Source organism: Endozoicomonas sp. YOMI1 (assembly GCF_024606345.1).
Lineage (GTDB): Bacteria > Pseudomonadota > Gammaproteobacteria > Pseudomonadales > Endozoicomonadaceae > Endozoicomonas.
Window position 1 is genome coordinate 1 of record NZ_JAHHPM010000379.1, and the last position, 5,257, is coordinate 5,257.

Consider the following 5,257-nt stretch of genomic DNA (forward strand, 5'->3'; position numbering starts at 1 on the left):
TTTTGAATAGGTTCGAGTAACTATAGATAGGTTTTCGTTAACTGCAACAAGCCCCAGCTGGCCCGGCAATAGGGCAGGGATGTGTCCTGGCTGAACTTATTTAAGCTTGGACAATTCCTGACTAAGTTTCTGTGCGATCCATGGCTTTTCCGGCAGTGGTGCATCCAGGCTGGGTTTATCCAGGGTTGCCGCATGATAAATGTCCCTTGACAGATGAACCACGCTGAGAGCAAGGCCAATGGCAACAGATGCCAGGGCGCTAACCGCGCCAATACCAAGTCCGAGGACTGCACCGCCCCGGATGCCTACCTCTTTCCCAATCAAGGCACCGGCAATAACATAGGGCTCACAAGAAAAAGTCAGCAAATCTAATGCCTGAGGTATTAAACCCACAGTAAATCCTGCGGTAGCACCAGCTGCCGAACCGATACCCAGGCCCAGGAAGACACCGGCGGAACCACCGGTCAACATGGTGGTATACATTCGATTTCTGAAAGCCTTTAATGGATAAACCAGCCGGTCTTTTAAATTTGGCTTTGACAACAAGTCAGCGCTCTGCCTTCTATTCCGGAAAGCTGAATCAGTTGACCACTCTGTGGTCTTCCTTTGGCCGAAGCACCCTTCTACGCTCGTATTAGATGGGTATACAGTACCAAATGAGTTGTACGTTCTATCACTGGAAATACCTAAATCCATAGCTACTCTCCATTGTCCTTAGTTTCGTGTGCATTCCGTTGTCCTGAGCGTTAAGTTCTCGCTATGGAAGTAATGTACCAAGAGCTGAGCCAAAAGTTCATAACAATAGGTTTAGTATTCCTAACATCACTTCTGATTCTTATTGTATGGATGAAAAGGTTTGGCTTTTCAAAGCTGTAGTAAAGAATTTTCCCGTCAGGTCGTTCGAATTGAAATTTGGTTTCCCGATAACCAGAGTGTTGTTAGCTGCTTTACCTTTGGGACACTTTATTCTTGAATTAAGTTCCACTCCTTGCCCAATCACACAACCTCTATGTCAGAAAAATAAATATTTGCTATGGCTATCAATAATAATGACATCTATCTTAGTAGTCAGGATCAGAATGTGTCTATCTTGTTATTCATAATCTGTACCTGTTCAACTTCCTCTATTGTGACTGCCCCGTCACCAGTGAGACTTATAAGCATAGGTTTACAACTAGTTAAGTAAGGAGAGATGATTAAAAATACAGGGAACTTAGTTAAAGAAAATGGGTCTAATAGTGGGTGGCTTTAAATTGACAACTTTTCGGTCATTGAAAATATAAATCAACCCATTGAAATTAAATTCAGGTATTTCAATATGAACACATTATCAGGACCACCAAATCTCGGTATGCCTTTTCCTGAAGATATACCGATGCCTGAATTTGAATACGTCTATCCGTTTCCTATCGGTCTGATTCCAGATTCTTCAACACAAAAAAAGCTTGCTTGTATATATTCAGATCCAAAGCGACACATTCTCTCCGATCCTTATCAGCTTTCATGCGGGCACATTATTTGTAAGCCATGTCGGGATAAAAATATTAAAGACAGAGTAATCATCTGCCCGTTAGCTGAATGTAAATCCCATATAAATATAATGGATATTTTCGAAGATGTAGTTCATGCGAGAGAAGTCAATGGTGTCGTTGTCAATTGCCTGGAACCAAAATGCAGCTGGAAAGGAGAGTTCCAACATTATAAGAAAGTTCATGTCTACAACTGCAGTGAATCATCACAATATCTGAAAGAAGAAATCAAATATCTAAAGGTTCGATATGAACATAACATAAATATTCCACATAAAAGCGATACTGATTCACAAGCCCTGGAAAAAGAACTGGAAAATAAGACGCAGGAGAATCAGAAACTGACAGAGAAAGTTTTATCACAAAAACATAAAATTGAATTGTTTGAGGGCACATTGAAAACAGTTCAAGACGAGAATGCCTCATTGTTAGCGATCATAGATACGCTTGTTAATGAGCAACAGTCGGCCCGGCCTTCCGGATATAATAGCCATACCCACAACACCGAAACGAAACCCGGAATCCCGAAAGTCAAAGTAGATAATACATCGAAGGTGGTTCACCCGGGAACTGTCTCCCAGGCATCCACATCTGGTGTCGTCGGGCAAACTATCTGTTCATGGAAATTTGATCATACGGAAAATTTAAATAAATCCGGTGTGTTACAACATAGTGAACCATTCCATCTCAACAACCATACCTTTCAGCTGACATTAGTACAACATGATCATGAATACCTCGCTTTGTATGTTCGTGTGATCAACGGAGACAATGTTGATAAACACATATGGCCCTGCAGTGAATCCATGACATTTATTATGAGAGATCACAGCAAACATAATTGTGACATTACAAGGACAGTACATCTATCAAGAGCGCCAAATGAGTGCCGGAGATTCCCGGGTAAGACCCCACTTCCTCTCGTGGGTTTTAAACACTTTTGCAGACTGTCCAGTTTGCAACCACCGAGATATGAGTATCAATCTTGCTATTTGGATTCCGGTAGCAAAACAACTATAGATGTGGTGTCAGCAGATCAGATCAAACCAGGTGTCTTTACCTCGCCATATGACGTGATCGGAGGTGTCGGTTTGATTAGCTGGCCAATCCGAAATTGTACCCGAAAACTTAAAAGTCACCAATACAATGATGGTGTAATAGGGAGTCCGATTTTTTATACTTCAGCTAATGGATACTGTTTCAAATTAATCCTGAATATTAACGGTACCGACAGATCAAATAAAACAAAGGCAGGGGTTTGCGCACAGCTTATTCCAGGCAAGTATGACGAGAAACTGACCTGGCCGGTATCCGGAGAAATAAAAGTTTCACTACTAGATAGAAGACTCTCGATCGAAGACCACCGAAAAGAGGACGTATCAACTGTTATATCAGTGAACTCGAAAAATAGAGTGGTAAAAATCAAATCTCATCATGATGAATATCAAGCACAAACTGAAAGTAAAGATTTCTTTCCTTTAATGAGTCTTCAATCCGATCAGCAGGATCCATGCGAACCTATTTATAAATTTAATGATGAGATCGTCATTAAGGCCGAGTTTATTCCGAAAGAAGTTGTAGGATAAATGTCCGATAGTCTTTGGAAGTCATATCTGCATTTTTACATAAACATAAAATGTCGTTTTGTTTCCCGTTTAACTTAAACAGGAGTCAAACCTGATGGCAATGCCGTCTGCCGCAACATTCAATATTAGCCCTGCTCAGGCTGTATCAGACCCAGTAGCCAGCCCCGTCACCGGGGCTGAAGAAAAACAGAAATGCTTTGTGCCAGGTCGTGAAGTTCATCTAACCACAAGGCTGGCAGGTAAATCCTTACCCAATGCTTCCCAGTTGACAGAAACTGCGGCCACTGAAAGGTTGCAACAGAGGCAGGTTGTGAACACTGGTGAACCATGCAGAGAGGCTTCCTCAACCAGGAGTGGACAGGCAAACGTCGAGCCGATGGATATTAAACAGGCAAAAAAATATGTCACCACCCTGTGTCATGAGATAGGTTTACCGGATGTAAAAGACAAGAATTTCAATGCACTGCTAGACCTCGTCACCTCAATGTTTCAAGGTGCTTTACCACAGGAAAAGGAAAACCTGAAAGCCCTATTGAGCCTGCCCTGCCTGAAACGTCACTGGACCCACCTGCCTGTAAATGAACGCCCAATCTGTCTGGTTTTACTTGGGAAAATTGCGTTTATGTGTCGTGATGCAGGCCCCCCGGATGCGCAAGCCGTGGAAGCCTTGCTGACGCTGCCCTGTCTGAAAGAACGTTGGGCGGGCAACGATGAGGCTGTCCAGAACGAGCAAATCGATACATTCCGGCTTTCCGAAGTTGCCAGGATGTATCGAAGCATAGGCTTGCCAGACGCGCCGTCGCTGAGTGATTTCCTGTGTCAGTCTTGCTTGAGAGATGGCTGGACGGGCAACGATGAGGCCGTTAAGAACAAATCCATCAACTGGCAAGTGCTTCCGATAATCGCCGGCATGTTTGAGGGCTTAGGCTTACCGGACCTGTTGGAACTGAAAACCTTTCTGGAACAGCCCTGCCTGAGAGAGGGCTGGACGGGCAACGACGAAGCGGTAAAGAACAATCTTGTCGACCTTGATCGACTCTGGAAAATCGGCAGCCTGTTTGATGGCAAAGGTTTACCGAACCTGCCGGACCTGAAAACCTTTCTGGGCCAGCCCTGCCTGAGAGAGGGCTGGACGGGCAACGACGAGGCTGTTAAGAACAAACCTATCAACAATCGAGTGCTCTACTGGATCACCGGTTCCCTCTGCCTTCGCAAAGGCTTTCCGGACGCGGAGGGCCTGAGAGCCTTTTTGAGTCTGTCTTGCCTGAGAGAGGGCTGGAAGGGCAACGACGATGCTGTTAAGGACAAGCCAATCAACGTTAGAGTGCTTAGCCGAATTTGCGCCTTTTGTTCAGATGAAGATGTTTTACTCAATCCGCAGGACGTGCAAGCCATGCTGACTTTGCCTTGCCTGAGAGAGGGCTGGGCAGGGGATGACGAAGCTGTCAAGAACCGCCCGATCAACATGCTTGTGTTCAAGACAATTGCCAGCATTTGTCTGAGAAAAGGCATACCAGACCCGGAGCACTTAACAGCCTGGTTGTCTCAACCCTGCCTGAGAAAGGGCTGGGAGGGCGACGACCAGGCAGTAAAGGACAAATCAATCGACTCAAAACTGCTCCATAAGATTTTCTTCATAACCCATAGCGGCGAAGGCTTGCCGAAGGAGGTGGAAGTGAAAGCGGAAGTGAAAGCCTCTTTAGTCAATTTTAGGTTTTGTTCCAGGAACAAAGCGTATGGGCAGCCAGTCTTCTTCTAACATCTGGTCGAATGACCACGGACACTGGTCGGGGAAGTCGGATTCTTCCACTTGCTGATGTTTTTGCAGGTAGGGGTTCATTTCCCGCACAGCGAGCCGCTTGGCCTTGGGGAAGGCTTCAGCGATCTGGTCTTCTGCCCTTGGCCTGATGTGGGGGTTTTTTGCGACCAGTGTATCAATGGCCAGCCTTGTCCGGTCAATGGTTTTCAGCCAGTCCCGGCATTTGTAGGGCTCTGGCAACAGAGGATTTACAACCCGGTTCTGGTATTCATACTTGAGCAGGTGCAGGATCAGCGTGGTCAGCCGGTGTTCAAGTATGCCCAGCTCGCTGCCCATGCTTTCGATTTCCCAGAACAGGTTGTCAATGTCCAGTTGGTCATACT

The 5,257-nt window shown here is 45.3% G+C and carries 4 protein-coding genes; 2 read left to right on the forward strand and 2 right to left on the reverse strand.

All coding sequences use genetic code 11. The features are described from left to right. Nucleotides 1–96: 96 nt before the first annotated feature. Nucleotides 97–543 (reverse strand): hypothetical protein, encoded by a 447-nt coding sequence (locus KDK15_RS13575; RefSeq protein ID WP_257295925.1) that lies wholly within the window; start codon nucleotides 541–543, stop codon nucleotides 97–99. A gap of 775 nt (nucleotides 544–1,318) precedes the next feature. On the opposite strand from KDK15_RS13575, the gene KDK15_RS13580 reads away from it, so the two are divergent. Both KDK15_RS13580 and KDK15_RS13585 read left to right on the forward strand, forming a co-directional pair. Further along, entirely contained in the window at nucleotides 1,319–3,115 is a 1,797-nt protein-coding gene (locus KDK15_RS13580) for a hypothetical protein (protein WP_257295926.1), read from the forward strand. A 94-nt stretch (nucleotides 3,116–3,209) separates the two neighbouring features. After that, nucleotides 3,210–4,874, forward strand: a complete 1,665-nt coding sequence (locus tag KDK15_RS13585; RefSeq protein WP_257295927.1) for a hypothetical protein — start codon at nucleotides 3,210–3,212, stop codon at nucleotides 4,872–4,874. Here KDK15_RS13585 and KDK15_RS13590 read toward each other — a convergent pair. Then, the coding region (locus KDK15_RS13590) for a DUF29 domain-containing protein (RefSeq protein WP_257295928.1) at nucleotides 4,815–5,257 on the reverse strand (443 nt) is incomplete at its 5' end. The two genes, KDK15_RS13585 and KDK15_RS13590, sit on opposite strands and share 60 nt — an antisense overlap.

Excerpts from the sequence above, each read along its gene's own strand:
- KDK15_RS13585 (WP_257295927.1), top strand. The coding sequence starts at position 3,210 with ATGGCAATGCCGTCTGCCGCAACATTCAATATTAGCCCTGCTCAGGCT.
- KDK15_RS13580 (WP_257295926.1), top strand. The coding sequence starts at position 1,319 with ATGAACACATTATCAGGACCACCAAATCTCGGTATGCCTTTTCCTGAA.